The sequence below is a fragment of the Janthinobacterium sp. RA13 genome (genome assembly GCF_000745325.1).
In the GTDB taxonomy this organism is placed as follows: domain Bacteria; phylum Pseudomonadota; class Gammaproteobacteria; order Burkholderiales; family Burkholderiaceae_D; genus Janthinobacterium; species Janthinobacterium rivuli.
Map to the genome: position 1 here is coordinate 1,397,294 of NZ_JQNP01000001.1, position 20,523 is coordinate 1,417,816.

16 protein-coding genes are annotated in these 20,523 nt (G+C 63.4%); 1 reads left to right on the forward strand and 15 read right to left on the reverse strand.

Translation table 11 applies throughout. From position 1 onward, the window contains the following. Positions 1-4 precede the first annotated feature (4 nt). The 11 genes from FG13_RS06010 to ppc form a co-directional block, all read right to left on the reverse strand. Positions 5-3,712 (reverse strand): PAS domain S-box protein, encoded by a 3,708-nt coding sequence (locus tag FG13_RS06010; RefSeq protein WP_035819321.1) that lies wholly within the window; start codon positions 3,710-3,712, stop codon positions 5-7. Between the two features lie 358 nt (positions 3,713-4,070). After that, a complete protein-coding gene (locus FG13_RS06015) occupies positions 4,071-4,727 on the reverse strand; it encodes a hypothetical protein (RefSeq protein ID WP_035819323.1) in 657 nt (218 codons plus the stop codon). Beyond that, positions 4,724-5,092 (reverse strand): hypothetical protein, encoded by a 369-nt coding sequence (locus FG13_RS06020; RefSeq protein WP_035819325.1) that lies wholly within the window; start codon positions 5,090-5,092, stop codon positions 4,724-4,726. The genes FG13_RS06015 and FG13_RS06020 overlap by 4 nt, the downstream gene beginning before the upstream one ends. 74 nt (positions 5,093-5,166) lie before the next feature. Beyond that, a complete protein-coding gene (locus FG13_RS06025; protein ID WP_235211674.1) occupies positions 5,167-7,626 on the reverse strand; it encodes a TonB-dependent siderophore receptor in 2,460 nt (819 codons plus the stop codon). 222 nt (positions 7,627-7,848) lie between these two features. Beyond that, positions 7,849-8,814 carry a FecR domain-containing protein gene (locus FG13_RS06030; protein ID WP_051958624.1) on the reverse strand — a complete coding sequence of 322 codons (966 nt, stop codon included), beginning with the start codon at positions 8,812-8,814 and terminating at the stop codon, positions 7,849-7,851. Next, positions 8,811-9,383, reverse strand: coding sequence for a sigma-70 family RNA polymerase sigma factor (locus FG13_RS06035; RefSeq protein WP_081922460.1), 573 nt, complete (start codon positions 9,381-9,383; stop codon positions 8,811-8,813). The genes FG13_RS06030 and FG13_RS06035 overlap by 4 nt, the downstream gene beginning before the upstream one ends. A gap of 68 nt (positions 9,384-9,451) precedes the next feature. Then, complete coding sequence (locus tag FG13_RS06040) at positions 9,452-9,934, reverse strand: DUF3617 domain-containing protein (RefSeq protein WP_035819333.1); 483 nt, start codon at positions 9,932-9,934, stop codon at positions 9,452-9,454. A gap of 59 nt (positions 9,935-9,993) precedes the next feature. Next, entirely contained in the window at positions 9,994-10,167 is a 174-nt protein-coding gene (locus FG13_RS30380; RefSeq protein ID WP_161784151.1) for a hypothetical protein, read from the reverse strand. A 157-nt stretch (positions 10,168-10,324) separates the two neighbouring features. After that, positions 10,325-11,785, reverse strand: a complete 1,461-nt coding sequence (gene pyk, locus FG13_RS06050; protein WP_081922461.1) for a pyruvate kinase — start codon at positions 11,783-11,785, stop codon at positions 10,325-10,327. Positions 11,786-11,871: 86 nt separating this feature from the next. Beyond that, the gene (gap, locus tag FG13_RS06055) at positions 11,872-12,882 is read right to left on the reverse strand and encodes a type I glyceraldehyde-3-phosphate dehydrogenase (RefSeq protein WP_035819339.1); all 1,011 of its coding nucleotides are present in this window, start codon (positions 12,880-12,882) and stop codon (positions 11,872-11,874) included. 110 nt (positions 12,883-12,992) lie between these two features. Further along, positions 12,993-15,746: a phosphoenolpyruvate carboxylase gene (ppc, locus tag FG13_RS06060; protein ID WP_200880255.1), complete on the reverse strand. Its 2,754-nt coding sequence runs from the start codon at positions 15,744-15,746 to the stop codon at positions 12,993-12,995. 341 nt (positions 15,747-16,087) lie between these two features. Here ppc and FG13_RS06065 point away from each other — a divergent pair, with 341 nt between their 5' ends. Next, entirely contained in the window at positions 16,088-16,543 is a 456-nt protein-coding gene (locus FG13_RS06065; protein ID WP_035819341.1) for an RrF2 family transcriptional regulator, read from the forward strand. 61 nt (positions 16,544-16,604) lie between these two features. On the opposite strand, the gene FG13_RS06070 is transcribed toward FG13_RS06065, so the two are convergent. The 4 genes from FG13_RS06070 to FG13_RS06085 all read right to left on the reverse strand — a co-directional run bounded on the left by FG13_RS06070 (position 16,605) and on the right by FG13_RS06085 (position 20,348). Beyond that, positions 16,605-18,287, reverse strand: coding sequence for a cation acetate symporter (locus FG13_RS06070; RefSeq protein ID WP_200880256.1), 1,683 nt, complete (start codon positions 18,285-18,287; stop codon positions 16,605-16,607). Further along, complete coding sequence (locus FG13_RS06075) at positions 18,284-18,592, reverse strand: DUF485 domain-containing protein (protein ID WP_035819344.1); 309 nt, start codon at positions 18,590-18,592, stop codon at positions 18,284-18,286. The genes FG13_RS06070 and FG13_RS06075 overlap by 4 nt, the downstream gene beginning before the upstream one ends. 128 nt (positions 18,593-18,720) lie before the next feature. Then, complete coding sequence (gene hmpA, locus FG13_RS06080) at positions 18,721-19,902, reverse strand: NO-inducible flavohemoprotein (RefSeq protein ID WP_035819346.1); 1,182 nt, start codon at positions 19,900-19,902, stop codon at positions 18,721-18,723. Between the two features lie 32 nt (positions 19,903-19,934). Further along, positions 19,935-20,348, reverse strand: coding sequence for a hemerythrin domain-containing protein (locus FG13_RS06085; protein WP_035819348.1), 414 nt, complete (start codon positions 20,346-20,348; stop codon positions 19,935-19,937). Positions 20,349-20,523: the final 175 nt, after the last annotated feature.

Genomic DNA, 20,523 nt, shown 5'->3' on the forward strand with positions numbered 1-20,523 from the left:
AATATCAGGAAAGGTCGGCAGGCGCTGGCGTTTCCAGCCACGCCAGCAGCTGGCGCAGCACGCCCGCGGCGCGCGCAAATTCAAAGTCGTCGATGGCGCTGGCCAGCGCCTGCAGGCGCGGCTGCTGGCCGTGCGGCGCCAGCATGGCGGCGATCTGCGCCATCAGGGCGTCGTCCAGTTGCCCGCCTTCCAGGCTGGCGATGGCTTGCCGCAGCAAGGCGCCCGCAGCGGAGGCATCGAGGGGCGCGCCGGCGGCCGGCGCCTGCATGGCCACAGCCGGCAGCCCCGCCTCTTCCAGCTCACCGGCCAGCGCCATGAAGGCGGCCGCCAGCTGCACCAGCAATTGCGTCACCGGCAGCTGGCGCGCGATGGCTTGCTCGATGCGGCCCAGCAGGCTTTCGACCTGCACCAGGCACAGGTTGCCCGCCGCGCCCTTGATACGGTGCAGCAGATGGCCTGCCACGCTGACGCCGCCGCGCTCCAGTTCCGCCGCCAGCATGGCGGCGCAATCGCCATTGGCCTGCACGAAACGGCCAATCGCGCGCTGCAAGGCTTCGCGTCCGCCCCACAGGGCGATGCCGCGCTGCCAGTCGACCTGGCCGGCCGCCGCACGCGCCGCCGCGCCGGCCGCCGGCGGCGGCATGGCCACGGCGATATCGAGCAGGCGGGCGATTTCCGCCGTCAGCTTGTGCATTTCCAGCGGCTTCGAAGCAAAGCCGTTCATGCCGGCCGTCTGCGCGGCGCGCCGGTCCTGTTCCAGCACGCTGGCCGTCAGGGCGATGATGGGCGTCGCCTTGAGGCCCTGTTCGCGCTCGAACACGCGGATCAAACGCGTCGCTTCCAGGCCATCCATGCGCGGCATCTGCACGTCCATCAGGACGATGTCGAAACTGCCCTTGCTGAACTCGCGCACGGCGCTCTCGCCATCGCTGGCGGCGATCACCTGGTGGCCGGCCGCGCCCAGGCTGATCAAGAGCAGCTCCACGTTCTGCGGCACGTCGTCGGCCGCCAGGATGCGCAGCGGCGGCAAGGCCACCACCGGTTGCTCGCTGCGGCGCGCCACGGCCTTGCCCGGCGCCAGCGGCAGCAGCACGTGGAACACGCTGCCCACGCCCAGGGTGCTTTCCACCGTGATGGTGCCTTTCATCAGCTCGACCAGCTGCAGCGAAATCGTCGTGCCCAGGCCCGTGCCGCCAAAGCGCCGGCTCATCGAGGAGTCGGCTTGCGTAAACGGGGCAAAGATTTTGTCCAGGCGGTCGGCCGGAATGCCGATGCCCGTGTCGTGCACGGCGATATGCACCTGCTCGCCCTGCATGCCGACGGCCACGCGCACATGGCCCACTTCCGTGAACTTGACGGCGTTGCCGATCAAGTTCGTCAGCACCTGCTGCACCCGGCGCGCGTCGCCCAGGAAGAACTGGCCCATGCCGGGATCGACGTCGACATGCAGCACCAGGTCGCGCGCATGCGCCGTGACGCGCAGCGACGCGGCCACGTGGTCGACCAGATCGGGCAGCGAAAAGTCCACCAGTTCCAGTTCGGTCGCGCCCTTTTCCAGCTTGGCCATGTCGAGGATGTCGTTCAGCAGTTCCAGCAGCGAGCGGGCCGACTGGCGCACCGTGCCCAGGTGGCGGCGCTGCAGGCTGTCCAGGGCTGTGCCCAGCAGCACTTCCGTAAAGCCGATGATGGCGTTCATCGGCGTGCGGATTTCATGGCTCATATTGGCCAGGAAGCTGGTCTTCGATTCGGCGGCCAGTTCGGCGCGGTCTTTCGCCGCGCGCAGGTTTTCCTGCATGGCGCGCCGTTCGCTCACGTCCGTGGCCAGCTTGACCACCTTGAACGGCTTGCCGTCCGTGTTGAAGATCGGGTTGTACGTGGCCTGTATCCACACTTCGCCGCCATCCTTGCCGATGCGCTTGTACTCGCCCGTGTTGAATTCACCCTGCGCCAGGTGCTGCCAGAACGCGATGTAATCGGGCGAGGTCACATAGCCCGGTTCGCAGAAGATGCTGTGGTGCAGGCCCAGCACGTCGTCGAGCCGGTAGCCGACCAGGTCGAGGAAGTTCTCGTTGGCCGCCAGGATGCGCCCCTGCAAGTCAAACTCGGCGACGGCCGTCGCGCGCGAGATGGCCGTCACCTTGCCTTCGTATTCGGCGTTGCGCAATTCGCTTTCCGTGATGTCGAGGATGACGCCGTCGATCCAGCGCACCACGCCGTCGTTATCGAGCACGGGGCCGCTGCTTTCGCGCACCCAGCGCTCGCGCCCGTCGCGGTGCATCATGCGGTAGACGTTCTCGAAATCGCGCTTTTCGCCGGCCGCCTGCACGCAGGTGTCGTTGACGCGCTGGCGGTCGTCAGGATGCACGAGCTCGAACAGCCTGACTCGCCCCTCGATGAAGTCCTGCGGCATCCAGCCCGTCAGATTGAAAACGGCGTCGCTGATGAAGATCATCTTCCATTCGGGCGCGAAGCTGCAGTGAAAGGACACGCCGGGGATATTGCGGATCAGGGTGCGGTACTGGCGCTCGCTGTCTTTCAGCGCCTGCTCCATGCTGCGCGACGAGCGCATGTCCGTGACGAACGCCACGAACAGGGGCTGGCCCGGCGTGTCGATCTTGCCGATCGCCACGCGCATGGGCAGCACCGTGCCATCCTTGTAGCAGCCATCGAGTTCGCGTCCGCTGTCGAGGATGCGCGAGGCGCCCGTTTCCAGGTAGTCGCGCAGGTAGCCCTGGTACTCGACCGCGTCGGCCGGCTGCAGCAGCACGCTGGCGTCCCGCCCCACGATATCCGCTTCGCGCCAGCCGAACAGGCTTTCCGCGGCCGGATTGAAGGAGCGCACCTTGCCCTGTCCATCGATGGTGATCAAACCGTCGGCCGCCGTATCGACAATGGCGCGCAGGCGCGATTCGCTGGCGCTGGCGTGGCGCAGCAGCTGGCGGTAGCGCAGCAAGCCGTTCGCGGCGGCCACGAAGACGGTCAGGGTGACGGTGATAAGGGCCACGGCCAGGGCCACGAACGACGCTTGCACCGTGATCGTGTTGTCGCCCGCCGTGGGCGTGCCGGAAAAGCGCGCCGCCAACATGCCCGTGTAATGCATGCCTGAAATGGCCAGCCCCATGACGACGCTGCTGACCAGCAAGGATGCCAAGGGAGTCAGGCGCAAACGCATGGCGCTCAGGCCGAAGCGTATCCACAGCGCCAGCATGGCCATGACGACCGCCACCACCAGCGACAGGGCGAACAGCCACGGCTGGTAATGCAGGGTCAGCGACGTCTGCATGGCGGCCATGCCGCTGTAATGCATGGAACCGATGCCCACGCCGACGAGCACGCCGCCCACCACCAGCTGGCGCCAGTTGATGCTCGGACGCGCCAGCATGTGCAGCGCCACCCACGAGGCCGCCATGCCGGGCAGCATCGACAGCAAGGTCAGGCTGGGGTCGAAGGACACGCGCGTGCAGATGTCGAAGGCCAGCATGCCGATGAAGTGCATCGACCAGATGCCGCCGCCCAGCGCGATGGCGCCCGTGATGATGGCCGTCTGGCGCTGGAAGCCGCGCTCGCTGCTGCGCGCCATGCCGGCGATCTGCAGGGCCATGAACGAGGCAAAGATGGCGATGCCGATGGAAAACAGCACCAGCCACGCATTGTGCGTGCCATAGATGTACTGCATGGTATCGGTCGATACGGCAAAGATGGAACTCAGCATACTGTCGTGAACTCAATAGAGTGAAACGTGACGTCGCAAAACATGACGGCGCACCGCGCGCGCCGGCGCCACGCTTTTTACTAAAGCGGCAACACAGCGGAAAAGACAACGGTAGCAGTCGACCAGGGCAAGGCTCGGTCATCACGCCCGCGCCTGCCGCGCGGGGGAAAGGTGCTTTTTACAGAGGGAAAAAGCGGAATGCGTACGAACTCTGGCGCGGATGGCTGGCCGCCAGCGTGACGATGATTTTTAAAGAGCCATGAGTATAGTTGCTTTGCGAACATATTCATAGGACTTCAGCAATATTATGACAAGAATGGCAATATTCTGAGGTCGCCATGCGACAGCGCTCGTCTGTTCAGGCTGGCGGCCACTGCGCGCGTATGGCGGCAGACGCCTGATAGGTCGGACCGGCCCGCACGGCCACAGGGATACCGGCCAGCGTACAGCGGTCGCTTAGCTCGTCCTTGATCTGCCGCAAGGACCAGCGCTGCGGCACGGGCAGATCCATGCCCACCACGCGGATCAGCGGACAGCCGTCGAGGGTCGTGTGCAGCAGCAGCTCCACGCGCGCCATCGGCGGCCCGCCGCGGTAGACATTCACCGCGCCCGCGTAGGTCACCACCTCGAGCGCGCGGATCTGCCGCGGCACCAGTTGCAGCACCTTGTCATGGCCAGGCAGGCGCCGCGCCACCCGGCGCAGCAACAGGCCGGCGTCGTTGATTTCGACATGAAAAGACAGAGCGGGGCCAGTCAGCACCAACAGGCAGACGATCCATGCGGCCAGCGCCGGCAGGAGCAGCAGCACTGCCTCGCCCGCGTACGCCGTATCGCGCCAGACGGCTTGTCCGACAAAGGCGAGGATCAGGGCGCAGCCGCCCAGCAGCACGCTGCGCCACAGCACGGGACGCAGATTGGCCAGCATCGCCGCTTGCGCGCTGGCATCGTCGGCGGCCGCAAAGCGTATCCATTCCGCGCGCGCCGGCTTGAAGCGCCTGGCGGGAATGCCGCTCAAGTATGCTGCGCCAGCATGCCGCGGAACCACGCCAGTTGCTCGCGCGTCAGGTAATTGGCGCCATCGCCATGCAGGATGACGATTTCGATGTCGGCAGGAATCGACGCGACCAATTGCGCGCCCGTGACGGGAATCTTCGGAAAGGCGATGCCGGCCAGGAAGGCCAGGTCTTCCGCCACCGTGACGCACTGGCGCTCGGGATTGGGCGACGGCACGAGGAACAGGTCGATCTGCTCGCTTTGCCCGCCGATGACGACGTGCAGTTGCGCGGCCAGCAGTTCAGGCAGGATCAGCTCGATGTTATTCTCGGCGCGCGATTGCTGGAAGGCGCTTTTCAGGGGTGTGAGGACAGGAGTAGCGGTCATGGCAAAGGGGAAAGATAAAGACGGCGGCAGTGTAGCAGAGGCGCCCGCACGGGCGCGCTCCGCTGGCGCAGCCGCTACATCTTGTAGTTCAGCGAGACAAGCACGCTGCGCGGCGCGCCATAGCGCTCCAGCCCGCCCGACCAGGAATAGCCGAGCGCCTGATAGTAGCGGCGGTCGAGCACGTTATCGATATTCACGCGCAGCTGCAGCTGCTCATTGATGCGATAGCCGGCCGTCAACCCGACGATGGCGTAGCCGCCCTGCCGCGTCAGGTAGGCCGTATCGCGGCGGTAGATCTTGTCCTGCGCGTACACGGAGGCACCCACATTCCATGGCGCCAGGCTGCCGTTCAGCTGCACGTTCGTGTACAGCTTGAACAATTGCTTCGGTTCATCGGTGGCGATGCGCTGGCCGATGTTGGCGGCCACGCTGTCCTTCGTGTACTTGGCCAGCACATAGGTGTAGCCTCCCGAAATCTGCCAGCCCGGCAATGGTGAGCCCGACAATTGCAAGTCGACGCCTTCGCTTTGCACTTGACCGGCCGCGCGGGCGCAATAGATGGGGCCGCCCGTGGGGCAATTGACTTCATCGGTCATGGCGCGGTTGTTTTGCCGGATGCGGAACAAGGCGCCGCTGGCGTTGAGCCTGCCGCCAAAATATTCTCCCTTGACGCCCACTTCCAGGTTGGTGCCGCTCAACGGCGGCAAGGTACTGCCTTTGACATCGAGCACGCTTTGCGGCTCGAAAATCTGCGTGCCGCTCGCATACATGGAGTGGTGCTGGTCCAGGTCGTAGACGAGGCCAGCGTACGGCGTAAATTTCGCGTTCTCCGTCAGGCTGCGGCGCCACGTCGGATTGGTGGCATACCAGCCCGTGACATCCTGCGCATACCAGCCGAAGCGCCCGCCCAGCACCAGGCGCAGCGGATCGGCCAGGCTGAAGTTGCCGGCCGCGTACAGGCCCTTCTCGTCCGTCTTGCGGCCCCAGTTGTACGGCTCAAATGGCGCGCCGTTCATGCGGTAGGCGCGCGGATTCCAGCGGCGGATATCGATCACGCGCGTTTGCGCGCCTTCCCAGCTCTGGGCCGCGTCCGAATCGTCATGGCGGTAGCTGGCGCCGACGATCACGTCATGCTGGCGGCCGAACCAGGTGACGGGGCCGCTCAAGCGCCAGTCCGCCACCACTTGCTTCGTGCCGTACTTCCAGCCCGTTTCCGACTGTTCCAGCAGATACGTTTCGCCAGCGACGCGGCTGTTGGTGGTATTGCGCGTGTCCGACGAGGCGTCGATATGCGTGATGGCAAAGCGGCTGCGCCAGCCCTTCTCCAGCTTTGTTTCCAGGTCGGCGAAGACGACGTTGTTGTCGCGTTTCTGGAAGGAATCAGCATTGTTCAGGAAAGTCGAGCGGGGCAAGTCCATGTGACGGCCGTCAAGCAAGGTCGGCAAGCCGACGAACACGCCGCCGGTGCGGCTGTGCTGGCGCGAAAAACCGATGCCGGCCGTGGTCGATGGCGTCAGGTCCGCCTCGACGATCGCATACACGGTGCTGTTTTTGTTGTTGACCACGTCCACAAAACTATCGCTGTCGCGCAGGCTGGCCGCCACGCGCCCACGCACGCTGCCCGATTCGTTCAGCGCATTGCTGGCGTCCACCGTCAATTGCCGGTCCTTCCAGCTGCCCAGGTGAATGGAGGCATCCAGCAAGGGCGTGGCCGTGGGACGCTTGCGCACCATGTTGATGCTGCCAGACGGCGCGCCCGCCCCTTCCATCAGGCCGGTGGCGCCGCGCACCACTTCCACGCGGTCGTACATCAGCATGTCGGCCGAGACGTTGCGCTCATTGAAATCCGTGACGTCGAGCGGCAAGCCATCGACATTCACGTGGCTCAAGGCGAAGCCGCGCGCGAAATACCTGGTTTCCTGGTCGGACACGCCCTGCGTCTTGCCATAGATGCCGGGCGTGGCGCGCGCCACATCCTGCAGGGTGGTCAGATCAAAATCTTCCATTTGCTGACGCGAAATGACGCTCACCGTTTGCGGCGTGTGGCGCTGCGACAGGTTCAAGCCTGTGGCCGTCGACATATTCCTCGACGTGTATAGCCCCGTGCCTTCCGTGGCGCGGTCGGCTTCGGCGCTGACGACGACGGCCGGCATGCTGGCCAGGCCGCCATCGGCCGCGCTGGCATTGATCTTGCGCAGCAGGTAATTGCCATTGCCACCATCCGTCACTTCGAGGCCGCTGCCTTGCAGCAGTTTTTGCAGGCCGGCCGTGACACCATGGCGCCCCTGCAAGCCCGGCGTCGCCAGGCCGTCGAGCGCCACGCCCTGGGTGGACAGGTTGATCCCGGCGGCGATGGCAAACGCGGGCAACGCATCGCGCAGGCTGCCGGCGGGGATATGATAGTCGCGCCCGGTGACGGCCGGGGCGGACTCGGCGGCCAGCGCCATTTGCGGCAAGCCGGCGCCGGCGGCGCCCACGGCGAGGAACAGGACCAGCGCGGCGCGCACGGCGCCGGTGGTGGGATGGAGCGTCATGCGTGCCGTTGTCAAACTGCGGTGCTGCAAAGCCATGTAAAGCCCTTTCGATGGTTCGGATTGTTCGTTCTCTATCTTGTATGACGAAGCAATCAGCAAAAAGGGACAGGCAAGAAGTAAATTGGAGCACGTCGGCTTACGCCCTGCGGGCTAAGCCGACCTACCATACCCGACAGGCGTAGGTCGGCTTAGCGTGGCAAGGCCACGCGTAAGCCGACAATCTCAAGCCGCCTCGACACTGATCCAGTAGCGCGTGCGGCGCGCCAGCCGGATCGGCAGGGAGCGCTGCAGCAAGAGCAGGATGTTGTCCGGGTCGTTCAGCTGGAAGATACCGTCCACGGGCATGGCGGCCAGCGCGGGATCGCAGCGCAGCACGCCATAGCGGCAGCGCGCCACCTGTTCCAGCACCTCGCCCAGCGGCATGCGCTCGGCGATCAGCACGCCCCGCAGCCAGGCATCCGCATGGGGTGACAACGGCATCAAGGCGGAAACGGCGACGTCGTCGAAACTGCCCTGCCGGCCCGCATCGACCCTGTGCAAAGCCTCGGGCGCCTGCGATGGCGCGATCTCGACGGCCCCCTCGCTGACGCTGACCTCGGTGCGCGGCGCCAGCACGCTACCACGCTGGCGCACGCTGAAATGCGTGCCCAGCGCGCGCACGGCGCCATTGCTGCTGCGCACGAGGAACGGGCGCGCCGGCACGGCCCTGTCGTGCGCCGTGGCAACATGAAGTTCACCCGCATGCAAGTCCACCAGTCGCGCCGCGGCGTCAAAACGCACGTCGATGGCCGTGTCCGTATTGAGCACCAGCTGCGTGCCGTCGGGTAATGTCATGTGGCGGATTTCGCCCCTGGCCGTGCGGATGCCGGCGCGCCACGCTTGCCAGGGCGCCGACTGGCTGGCCAGCCACAGGGCAGGCCCGGCCGCGATCAACCCCGCCAGGCCAGAGAGCACGGCGCGCCGCTGCGGCGACGGCCCCGCCGCGTCCGCCGCCTGGCGCAGGGCGGGCGGCACGCTGGCCAGGGTGCTGCACACCAGTTCGGCCCGCTGCCAGGCCGTTTCATGCGCGGGATCGCTGGCGCGCCAGGCCTGGAACGCTTGCTGCTCGTCTGGGGTCAAGGCGCCGCCGTGCAGGCGCACCAGCCATTGCGCCGCCGCGCGCGCGGCGCAGGGATCGATGGCGCTCACAGGATCAGCAGGATGCAGCGCTCGAACGCCTGCACCATGTAGCGCTTGATGCTGCGCTCGCTCACGGCCAGGCGACGGGCGATTTCCCCGTAGCCGAGGCCGTCAACGTGGGCCAACAGGAAGGCGCTGCGCACCGGCGGCGGCAAGCCGTCGAGCATGGCATCGATGCGCTGCAATGCTTCGCGCACGAGCAGCCGTTCTTCCGGCGACTGCATCAGCAATTCAGGCTGCTGCGCCAGCGTTTCCAGCCAGGCCTGTTCCAGCGACAGGCGCCGGTAATGGTCGATCAGCAGGCGCTGCGCCACGGTCGTCAGGTAGGCGCGCGGCTCGCGCAAGCTTTGCCGGTTCTCCGGCGGCGCCGTCAGCAGGCGCACGAAGGTATCCTGTGCCAGGTCGGCCGCATGGTCGGCGCACTGCAGCTTGGCGCGCAGCCAGCGCATCAGCCAGCCATGGTGGTGGCTGTAAATGCCGGCTATCGACTCGCTGGACTGCGCAATGTTCACTGGGACTCCGATGCGCGCAAGGCAAGGCGCGGCTAATTGATAATAATTCTCATTATCACAAATCATTGCCTATGGCGTCAATGCCGATGCCTGCCTCTCCCTGGAAACTGTTGTTTCAGCGTGGCGGCAATCTTCTAGCGGTTGATGTACAAGCTCTTCATCACCATGCCGCCGCGCATTTTCTTCGCGCCCGGCGCCAGCCCAGCCGGACAAGCGCCCTGGAACACGGCCGCCAGTTCCGTGCGCTGCACTTCGCTCTTGCCATTGACTTGCACGGTGGTGTCGGCGCTCAGGGTATATGCCTTGGCCAGGTCGCCCTTGAAGGTGACGGCCAGCCTGGCGTCCGGACAGCTGGATTGAAAATGGTAACTATCACCCTGGCGGCTGTGCGACTCGATCTGGCATTCCTGTTCGAAATCGGACCACAGGTCGTCGTCGATCAGCCGGTCGCGCGCGTGGTCGACGCAGATTTCCCAGGAAAATGGCGAGGTGGCGGGCGTCACCTTCCACAGTCCGGTGGCACGTTGCAAGCGCTGCGCCGGCTCGGCCGCCGAAGCGAACGTGGCCGTGGACAGGGCAAGGATGGTCATCAGAAACAGGGGCGCGCTGCGCTGCATGGGCATTCCTCAGCTAAAAACTTGACTATAGCAAAGAGGAACGCGCGCAGGCCACACGCTTAGCGGCGTATCTCGGGCCTTGCGGCCAGCACGAAGGGAATAACAAACGGCCCCAGGAAAGTCACCAGGACGGCACGGATGGCCGTTATTCGTAAGGCGCGGTGTTTGGCGATGAAGAGGCAAGCGAAGGCCGACAGCGACCAGATCAAGGCAGGCAAGTACTCGGTCATCATGAACTCCGGATGCACCCTGGAAGGCAGGAAAGCCATGCTGACACGGAAATGGGGTCACCGCAATGGCAGATTGGGCATCTGCCATTGCGGCGGGCGGCCAAGCGCCTGTTTTTCAGCCATTCTTAAGGCTGCAGGCGACTGGCGGCGCGCGAGACGGTCAGTGCTGGCCGATCTTCATGATTTTCAGCGCATTCGTGCCGCCGACCTTGCCCATCGGCTCGCCCCAGGTCAGCACGACCGTGTCGCCCTTGGCCACGACTTTATGCTCGACCAGCAAATCTTCCGCCTGCTGCAAGACCTTGTCGCGGTCGGTGCCGGACGTCAGTTCCAGGGTGCTGACGTTGCGGTACAGGGCCAGCTTGCGGCGCGTGCCCACGCTCGGGGTCAGGGCGACGATGGGGATGTCGATGTTGCAACGGCTCATCCATAGTGCCGTCGAACCCGATTCCGTCAGGGTGGCAATCGCTTTGACGCGCAAATGGTGGGCCGTAAACAGGGCGCCGTAGGCGATCGACTGGTCGATGCGCGAGAACGTGGCGTTGAGGAAATCGGCGTCCAGCTTGCAAGTGTCCCATTTCTCCGCGTCCAGGCAGATGGCGGCCATCGCTTCCACCGTTTCGATCGGATAACGCCCCGACGCCGTTTCCGCCGACGTCATGACGGCATCCGTGCCGTCGAGCACGGCATTGGCCACGTCGGACACTTCCGCGCGGGTCGGCACGGCGTTGACGATCATCGATTCCATCATCTGCGTGGCCGTGATCGCCAGCTTGTTCGACGCGCGCGCCATCTTGATCATGCGCTTTTGCAAGGCAGGCACGGCCGCATTGCCCACTTCCACGGCCAGGTCGCCACGAGCCACCATGATGCCGTCGGAGGCGTCGAGAATTTCTTGCAGCGCAGGAATGGCTTCCGCGCGTTCGATCTTGGCGATCATCATCGGCTTGTGGTCCCACGCTTCGCCGGCGATATTGGCCAGTTGGCGCGCCATGACCATGTCGGTGGCGTTTTTCGGGAACGAGACGGCCACGTAATCGGCCTGGAAGCTCATCGCCGTTTTCACGTCTTCCATATCCTTGGCCGTCAGCGCTGGCGCGGACAAGCCGCCGCCCTGGCGGTTGATGCCCTTGTTGTTCGACAACTCGCCGCCGATCTTGACGGTGGTGTGGATTTCGCTGCCGACGACTTTGTCGACCGTCAGCACGATCAGGCCGTCATTGAGCAGCAATACGTCGGCGGCGCGCAAGTCGCGCGGCAATTCCTTGTAGTCGAGGCCGCAGCGCTCGAGATTGCCCAGTTCACCGTTCTCGCCCCATTTCGCGTCGAGGATGAACTTGGCGCCGTTTTCCAGGAAAATCTTGCCTTCTTCAAACTTGCCGACGCGAATCTTCGGGCCTTGCAAGTCGGCCATGATGGCCACTTCGCGGCCGCACAGGGCAGCCGCTTCGCGCACCATGCGGGCGCGGTCGATATGGTCTTGCGCCTTGCCATGCGAAAAGTTCAGGCGCACGACGTCGACGCCGGCCTTGAACATGCGGACCAGAGTGTCGATATCGTTCGAAGCGGGGCCGATGGTGGAAACGATCTTGGTGGCGCGTTGCTGTACTTGCATGGTCATGGTTGCTGCTTTCTAAAATAAGTTGCTACAAGGGCCAGCCTTGTGGGCCGGCCGTCCTGGTGCGCTGGATCAGCGGTACTACGTTCTTACTTGGCCGCCATCAGGGCGACCGTGGTGTCCAGCATGCGGTTCGAGAAGCCCCACTCGTTGTCGTACCACGACGACACTTTCACGAGGCGGCCCGAAACCTTGGTCAGGGTCGAATCGAAGTTCGACGAAGCCGGGTTGTGGTTGAAATCGATGGAAACGAGCGGTTCCGTCTGGTACGTCAAAATACCCTGCAAAGCGCCTTCGGACGCCGTTTTCAGCAAGGCATTGACTTCCTCGACCGTCGTGTCGCGCTTGGCGATGAACGACAGGTCGACCAGCGAGACGTTAATCGTCGGCACGCGGATGGCAAAGCCGTCGAGCTTGCCATTCAGTTCCGGCAAGACGAGGCCCACAGCGGCCGCCGCGCCCGTCTTGGTGGGAATCATTGAATGCGTGGCCGAGCGGGCGCGGCGCAAGTCTTCATGCATCACGTCGGAGAGCACCTGGTCATTCGTGTAGGCGTGCACGGTGGTCATCAGGCCCGATTCGATGCCGATGGCGTCGTTGAGGGGTTTCACTAATGGCGCCAGGCAATTCGTCGTGCACGACGCGTTGGAAATCACGGTGTCCGTGGCTTTCAGCACGTGCTGGTTCACGCCGAACACGATGGTGGCGTCCACATCCTTGCCGCCCGGTGCCGAAATGATGACTTTTTTCGCCCCGCCCTTCAAATGGGCCGACGCTTTTTCCTTGGTCGTGAAGAAACCCGTGCATTCGAGCACCACGTCGACACCAAGTTCTCCCCACGGTATCAGCGCCGGGTCGCGCTGCGCGAAGACGCGGATGCGGTCGCCATTGACGAGCATGTTCTCGCCATCGATGGTGACGACGCCGGGAAACTTGCCGTGCACCGTGTCGTAGCGCGTCAGATGCGCATTCGACTTGGCGTCGCCCAGGTCGTTGATGGCGACGATTTCGATATCCTGCTGCTTGCCGCCTTCATAAAACGCGCGCAAGACGTTGCGGCCGATGCGGCCATAGCCATTGATGGCAACTTTGATGGTCATGCTGTCTCCTTGTTGTTTTCTGCTGAGTTCGTAAAGCCAACCCAAGTGCAAGTACCGGGGTCGTACCCTGAGGGTACGACCCCAGCCTTAGCTGTTGGGCTTGATTTTCATTAACCGCTATTGCGCAACCCCGCCGCAATCCCATTAATCGACAAATGGATGCCCGTGCGCGCTGCCGCATCCTGCTTGCCCTCGCGGAAGCGTTTCAACAGCTCCACCTGCACGTGATTGAGCGGGTCGATGTAAGGGAAACGGTTGCGTATGGACCGCTGCATCAGCGGATTAGCTTGCTGCAACTCTTCCTGGCCCGTGATCAACTTCAAGGCGTCGAGGGTGGCCGCATATTCGGCACGGATGCGCGTGAAGATGGCCTCGCGCAATACTTTATCCTTGACGAGTTCCGCATACTTGCCGGCAATGGCAATGTCGCTCTTGGCCAGGACCATATCCATGTTCGACAGCAAGGACGTGAAGAATGGCCAGTCCGTGTACATGCCGCGCAGCACGTCCGCGCCGCCGGCCGGATGGGCAGCCAGGTAGGCTTGCACGGCGGAACCGAAACCGAACCAGCCCGGCAGCATCAAGCGGCATTGCGCCCAGCTCAAGACCCAGGGAATGGCGCGCAAATCCTCGATGGACGTGGATTTCTTGCGCGAGGCGGGACGGCTGCCGATATTCAGGGCGGCAATTTCCGCGATCACCGTCGATTCCCAGAAATACTGTTCAAACCCTTCCGTGCCATACACGAGGTCGCGGTAGGCGTTCAGGGCCGTGCCGGACAGCTCTTCCATCGCGGCCAGGTGGCCCGCGCCGGCCGACGCCTTTGGTTGCAGCTGTGCCTGCGGCAACAGGGTCGACTGGATGGTGGCGGCCACCAGCACTTCCAGGTTGCGGCGCCCCACTTCCGGGTTCGCATACTTGGCCGTAATGACTTCACCCTGCTCCGTCAGGCGGATCTGTCCCTGCACGGCGCCGGCCGGCTGAGCCAGGATGGCTTCATAGCTGGGTCCGCCGCCACGGCCCACGGAACCACCGCGGCCGTGGAACAGGCGCAGCTTGATCTGGTATTGCTTGAAGACCGTCACCAGCTCGATCTCGGCTTTATAAAGTTCCCAGCCGGACGTGAGGAAGCCGCCGTCCTTGTTGCTGTCCGAATAGCCGAGCATGACTTCCTGCTGATCCGCGCGCGATTCGAGCAAGCCACGGTAGAACGGCAAGCCGAAGGCGCGCGCCATGATGGCGGGGCCGGCGCGCAAGTCGTCGATGGTTTCAAACAGGGGGATGATGTTGACGTCCACTTCGCGGCTGTCCTGGCGCAGCAAGCCCACTTCTTTCAGCAGCAAAGCCACTTCCAGCAAGTCCGAGACGCTGGCCGCCTTGGAGATGATGCAGTTCGGCACCGATTCCTTGCCGTATTTGACGTGCGCTTCGCGTACGGCGCGGAAGATGTCGAGTTCGGACGTCGTTTCTTCCGAGTATTGCGCATACGGCGACGTCAGCAGGCGTGGCGATTCCAGTTCGGCCAGCAGCAAGCTGATGCGCTGCTCTTCGTCGAGGTCCAGGTAGACCAGGCCCGGCTGGGCGCCCGCGAACAGTTCGCCCACGACACGCTCGTGCACGTCGGAATTCTGGCGCAAGTCCAGCGGCGCCAGCGAAAAGCCGAAGACCTTGACGGCGCGGCGCAGCTGGCGCAGCCGGCCACGGGCCAGCGCGCGCAAGCCATTGCTGACGAGCGAATGCTGAACCACGTCCAGGTCGGCCAGCAGCTCGGCCGCCGCCGCGTAGGGCTGCACGCCGTCGGCTTGCTTGCCCTTGCCGGAAAGCACCACGCGCGTGGCGTCCAGGCGCGCATGAATGCCATGCAGGGCGCGGCGGTACGGCTCGTCCACGCGGTGTGGCGACGCATCGGCCGAGCGTTCGGCCAGCGCGCGCAGCGGCTCGCTGCAGGCGTTCAGTATTTGCGCCAGCGACAGCTGCGATGCGAGCTTGCGCAATTCACCGAGGTAGAAATCGAGCACTTTGTCGGCCTGCGTTTGCAGGGTGCTGCGCAGGATGTCGGCCGTGACGAAGGGGTTGCCGTCGCGGTCGCCGCCTATCCAGCTGCCGACTTTCATGAAATTGGGCAATTCCGCATCTTCCCAGCGGGCATCGCGCTGGGCCAGCATGGTTTCCAGCGAGGAATACAGTTTCGGCAATTCGCGCAGGATGGTATGGTCGTAGAACGACAGGCCATTGGCCACTTCATCCATGACCGACAGCTTGCTGGTGCGCAGAAGACGCGTCTGCCACAGGGTGACGATGCCGCGGCCCAGCGCTTCTTCGTTTTGCTCGGCTTCTTCCGGCGTCATTTGCACGCGGTCGCGCTCGCTCAACAGGCGGGCAATGGCCATCTGGCAATTCTGGATGCTCTTGCGCTGCACTTCCGTCGGGTGCGCCGTGAAGACGGGGCTGACGAACGCATCTTCGAAGAACGTTTCCAGCGCATCGGCCTTGCCCGCGTCAAACACATTGCCGACAGCATGGCTGAGGCTACCCTGGCGCGGCGGCGAGCCGGCGATCAAGTGGGCGCGCGTGCGGCGGATGTGATGCTGGTCTTCCGCGATATTGGCCAGCAGCGAGAAATAGCTGAAGGCGCGCGTCAATTGCGTGGTTTCTTCCTGCGACAGCGCTTGCAGCGCGTCCGACAGCTGCGCGCGCGCCGCTTCATCATTGTCTCGGCGGAAACGGATGGCCAGCTGGCGCACATGTTCGATGCGCTCGAAGGCGGGGTCGCCCAAGTGGTTGCGGATGGCGTCGCCCAGCAGACGGCCCAGCTGGCGGATATCGCTGCTCAGCAGCTCGTCTTTCACTTCATTCATTTGCATGGTATGTATTTCCTGGGGCGGCCACGGCGGCACCGCACAGATTGCGTAGTTCGCGCTTCCCGGCCCGGGAAACGCCCATCGTCGAATTTGTAGTAAATTTACCTTATTGCTTCACCATCCTCTTGATTTCCATCAAAAAAAATCCTACCCAAAGGGCCGACAAGGGCTTACGAGCTGTTTGCCATGGCAACAATATGAAAATTTACTACGCATTTAAGCGAAAGGCAATCAACTTTTGTCTTTCGAGGCTGAAAAGTGACGGCGCAACACACACGGCCGGCACTCTCCTGTATGCTGCGGTTGAAACAAGGATGTAATCCACATCTTATGAACGATACCCCATGCGACTGACTGCTTATACCGACTACACCCTGCGCACCCTGATGTACCTGGGCGTGCACCGCGACCGCCTCGTGACCATCCAGGACATCGCCGACCTGCATTCCATCTCGAAGAATCATTTGATGAAGGTGGTGCACCAGCTGGGCCTGTCAGGCATCGTGGAAACGGTGCGCGGCAGAAATGGCGGCCTGCGCCTGGCGCGCGACCCGGCCGAGATCAATATCGGCACCGTTGTGCGCGAGACGGAAAGCGATTTTTTCATGGCGGAATGTTTTAACAAGGAAAGCAATACCTGCCCGCTCACGCCAGATTGCCTGCTGAAGGCCAAGCTGGGCCAGGCCACGGCCGCCTTTCTGGCCGTGCTCGACACGGTGACCCTGGCGTCGATACTCGAAGCGACGCCAGGCGCGCCCGCGCTGGCGGCCGGCGTCATCCCCCTGCGCGTGGCAAAGTAAGCGCGCAAAAACAACAATGCCCGGTGAACCGGGCATTGTTTCTTTCAGCAACTCCTCTACATCAATGCGCGCTGGCGCCTGCCGCGCCGATGCCCGTTTCCGAACGCATTTGCTGCGCTTCGTAACCGGCGCGGTCGATGCGCGCGCGGGGGCTCTTGTCGAGCACCGAGAACAGCCAGATGCCGACAAAGCCGGCCGTCATCGAGAACAGCGCCGGCGAGGCGTAAGGGAACAGCGCTTCGCCATGGCCGAGCACGTCGACCCACACGGACTTCGACACCACCGTCAGCGCGACGGCCGTGATCAAGCCGAGGAAGCCGCCGATGGTGGCGCCCCGCGTGGTGCAATCCTTCCACAGCACCGACATGAACAGCACGGGGAAGTTGGCCGAGGCGGCGATCGCGAAAGCCAGCGAGACCATGAAGGCGATGTTCTGCTTTTCAAAGGCGATGCCCAGCACCACGGCGATAATGCCCAGCACGATCGTCGTCACGCGCGACACTTTCAGTTCGTTGGCGCCCGTCGCCTTGCCCTTCTTGATGACGGTCGCATACAGATCATGCGACACGGCCGACGCGCCCGACAGGGTCAAACCGGCCACGACGGCGAGGATGGTGGCGAACGCGACCGCCGACATGAAGCCGAGGAAGACGTTGCCGCCCACGGCCTTGGCCAGATGCACGGCCGCCATGTTGTTACCGCCCAGCAGCTTGCCGGCGGCATCCTTGAACTCGGGATTGGTGCTCACCAGCACGATGGCGCCAAAACCGATGATGAAGGTCAGAATGTAGAAATAGGCGATCCAGGTGGTGGCCCAGAACACGGATTTGCGCGCTTCCTTGGCGCTCGGCACCGTGAAGAAACGCATCAGGATGTGCGGCAAGCCGGCCGTGCCGAACATCAGCGCCATGCCGAAGGAGATGGCCGAGATCGGATCCTTGATGAAACTGCCAGGGCCCATGATGGCTTCCTTGGTGGCGTGCACGTCCACCGACTTGGCGAACAGCGCTTCCGGGCTGAAGTTGAATTGCGCCAGCACGGCCACGGCCATGAAGGTGGCGCCGCCCAGCAACATCACGGCCTTGATGATCTGCACCCAGGTGGTGGCCGTCATGCCGCCGAACAGCACGTAAATCATCATCAAGGTACCGACCAGGACGACGGCGATCCAGTACTCGAGGCCGAACAGCAGCTTGATCAGCTGGCCCGCGCCCACCATCTGCGCGATCAGGTAGAACGCCACGACGACGAGGGTGCCGGAAGCGGAAAAGATGCGGATCGGCGCCTGCTTGAAGCGGTAGGCGGCCACGTCGGCAAACGTGTAGCGGCCCAGGTTACGCAGGCGCTCGGCCATCAAAAAGGTGATGATGGGCCAGCCGACGAGAAAGCCGATGGCATAGATCAGGCCATCATAGCCGTTCAAGAAGACGGCGGCGGAAATGCCGAGGAACGATGCGGCCGACATATAGTCGCCGGCAATCGCCAGGCCGTTCTGGAAACCCGTGATGCCGCCGCCAGCCGTGTAGAAATCGGAAGCCGACTTGGTCTTCGCGGCCGCCCACTTGGTGATGAACAAGGTAAAAATGACGAAGGCGGCGAACATGATGATCGCCGTCCAGTTGGTCGGTTGCTTGACTGCCTGACCCAGGTCGGCGCCGGCCGCGAACGCGGCATTGCTGGCACCGAGCAAGGCCAAGGTGCTCAGACAGGACACGCCGCGCAGCGCATGCTTGGCGGTGCTCATGCCTGCACCCGTGCCTGGATGGCGCTGGTCAGGTCGTCGAATTGCTTGTTGGCGCGGCGCACATAGATGCCGGTGATCAGCACGGTAAACACGATGACGAACAGGCCGATCGGCATGCCCCAGGTCATCACGCCCGCGCCCGTTTTCGTGGCAAGGAATTCCTTGTTGAAGGCGATGAGCAGAATGTAGCCGTAGTACACCAGCATCATCAGGCCCGTCAGCGCCCAGCCGAAGCGGGAACGCACCTTGACCAGCTGATGATAGCTGGGGTCGCTCTTGATTTTTTGAACCAGATCGTCATGCATTGTGTTGCCTCCTGTTATGTAAAAGCGTGCTCTTTTGTGCGAGCTTGGATTCACAGTACAGCGCGAGACTTACCCGCCCCTTACGGCAGCGTTTTTTCTCGCAGGGACAACACAAGGCAGGCAGAAAATCAGTTCAAGGCGGCAGCCGGTCCGAAGAACTCATGGTGCGTCTGCTGTTCCGGCACGCCCAGCTCGCGCAGGTATTGCTTGACGGCCCGCATGAATGGCTGCGGCCCGAGGAAATAAGCATCGACATCGCGCGAGGCCGGCAGCCAGTGATTCAGTTGCTCTTTATTCAGCAAGCCGACGGCGTCTGGCGCATCTTGCTCGCCGCCATGTTCCGCGTAGCAGTAAAAGCGCTGCAACTGCGGGTGCTGCGCGGCCAGCTCGTCGATCTGCGCGCGGAACGCGTGCACGCCGTGGTGGCGCGCCGCGTGGATGAAATGCACGGGACGCTTGCCGCGCAGGGCCGCCGTCAGCATGGCCAGTGTTGGCGTGATGCCCACGCCGCCGCTGATCAGCACCAGCGGCTTGTCGCTGTCTTTCAGCACGAAGTCGCCCGATGGCGGCGTCAGCTGCACCGTGTCGCCTGCCTGCACGTGATCGTGGAAGAATGTCGACACCTTGCCGCCCGCTTCGCGCTTGACGCTGATGCGGTAGGTCTGGCCATTGCTGGCGGCGGACAAGGAATACTGGCGGCGCATGGGCACGCCATCGACCGTGGCCACCACGCCGATGTACTGGCCTGGCGCAAAGTCAAGCACGGGCTGGCCATCGGCGGGCGCCAGCAGGAAGGAGGTGATCTCTTCGCTTTCCACCGTCTTGCTTTTCACCAGAAAATCGCGCGCGCCGCTCCAGCCGCCCGGCGCGGCCGCCTGCGCCTTGTAGATGCGCCCTTCTTCGCCCGCCAAAATATCTGCCAGCTGGCCATAGGCCGCGCCCCAGGCATCAATGACGGCGTCGCTGGCCACTTCTACACCCAGCACTTCGCGGATCGCCTGCAGCAGGCTGGCGCCGACCAGCGGATAGTGCTCGGCGCGGATCTGCAGGGCCACGTGTTTGTTGACGATGATCGACACGAGGTCACCGAGCGCATCGAGTTGATCGATATGTTTGGCATACATCAGCACGCCATTCGCCAGCGCGCGCTGCTGGTCGCCGCTGTGCTGGTGCGCCTGGTTAAAGTACGGCAGCACTTCGGGATGGTCGCGGAACAGATTTTTGTAGAAGTGGCGCGTCAGCGCTTCACCGCCCTGCTCGAGGATGGGGACGGTGGCCGTGATGATGGCGCGTTGTTCTTGGGTCAGCATGTGGAACTCCTGTGAGAATGTAAGTAATCGGTCTAGGCCAGCGTCTCTACGGCTGGATATAACTCATGGTCTTCGCGCCGCATGCGCTGGAACAGCGCGTGCAGGACGGTATTGGCTTCGTTGCGGAAGGCTTCCGGTTCCGCTTCCAGGCGCACTGGCGTATTCCAGCGGCCGGCGAAATCGAGGTAGGCGCCGGCGATGCCGTGCATTTCGTTTTCGTACTGGCGTCCCAGTTGTGCCACCTTGGCCACGCCGGACGCTTGCGCGGCCGGATACAGGTAGCGCTGCTCGACGGCCAGGTGCAGCTTGATCAAGCCGCTCATGGCGATGATCTGTTCGGCAATGGCCTGCGCCTGCGCGGCCACACCGCCGCGCGCAAGCTGGCGCAAGTCGTCGATGGCGGCCAGGATGTCCAGGTGCTGCTGTTTGAATTTGTCGATATTCATGGCGTGTTTCTCTTGTTGAGTGTTGCCAGTGTAGCGGAATTCACTTAAACATGCAAATTACATGCATCTTTAAATGGCCAGTATTTCATACTGACATGGCCACTATGTGCGGCATGGAACACAAGCTGCGGCCATGTCTGCCTATAATTTCTTCATCACAGCGCGGGCCCGTTTG